This window comes from Bartonella sp. AD328YNZD, from assembly GCF_042196425.1.
The window spans coordinates 1-1,106 of record NZ_JBHIQG010000559.1; the positions used below are offsets into that span (position 1 = coordinate 1).

Annotated in this window: 1 protein-coding gene and 1 pseudogene; both read left to right on the forward strand. The window is 37.0% G+C overall.

Going from position 1 to position 1,106, the window contains the following annotated elements; translation table 11 throughout:
- Window positions 1-77 (forward strand): annotated as a pseudogene (locus tag ACFIO3_RS13655) (30S ribosomal protein S18); the annotation flags it as partial.
- A 151-nt stretch (window positions 78-228) separates the two neighbouring features.
- Window positions 229-1,106: hypothetical protein (locus tag ACFIO3_RS13660; RefSeq protein ID WP_375704643.1), on the forward strand; the 878-nt coding region annotated here is incomplete at its 3' end.

The following is a 1,106-nucleotide window of genomic DNA, read 5'->3' on the forward strand; positions in this document are numbered from 1 at the left end:
AAAAAAGACAGCGTGAATTAGCTAACGCTATCAAACGTGCTCGCTTTTTAGGCTTACTTCCGTACGTTATAAAGTAAACTATAATACATTCTAGCAACTGGAGAATCTCTCCAGTTGCCTTTCTTGTATGATTTAGAAAAATGGCTTATTGTGTATTAGATTAAGCTGTAAAATATCAAAGTTGGGGTATTGATATACCTCTAACTGCAGAAAGCAGGACAGCAATAAATGAAAAAAAATCGTACTTATAAGATATTAACCGGCGTTTTGGCGGGATTATTTGCTGTTGTAGTAGGAATGGCCATCATCAGCGTTGCAAATATCGCGCCCTCTTTTTCTCTTTTTCTTGGCTGCTTTCTCTCATTGCCAATTTTTATTGTTGCGTTCGGTCAAGGAACATTTGCCAGCTTTGTTGCCTTAATAAGTGCTACTGTTGTTCTTGTCGTAACCGCTAATATCTATATTGCTCTTGGTCTTATGTTGTTATCTTTTCTTCCCGCTGTTTATGCCTCTTGGCTTCTTGGACTTGCACGACCAGCGCAAAAAGAAAACACACTGATATGGTACCCATTATCATCCGTTATTTTTCATTTAACCAACTTTATTGCTCTAATAGTAACCTTCATTGGACTCTATGTAAAATCCCGTCCAGACACCCCTCTCATTGCAAAAACAATCACTGAAAATATCGTACAAACCCTACAACAATCGCAGTCATTAAAAGAAGCTAATATCCTTACTGTTAGTGATTTTTTAATGGCGCATGCTGCAACCTTAGCAGCTATCGCTCTGACAGTTTATAGTTTGATTTTTCTCATCGGTAATCTTTATTTTTCAATGATAATAGCCCAATATATGAAGTGGCTGAAAAGACCTCGCGATGATTGGAGCAAAATGCTTCGCCTTCCAATTTCTGGAATTGTCATTTTCATTGTTGTTTCCATCGCGTCAATGGTTGAATTAAGCACTTCTCTTAATTTGGGTACACGTGTCTTTAGCTCTGCTTATACTGTCATTATATCAATTAGTGGTCTAGCATATCTTCACAATATTACAAAAGGGGTAAACGGTCGGATTATTATACTTTCTCTTGTTTATATTGCTAT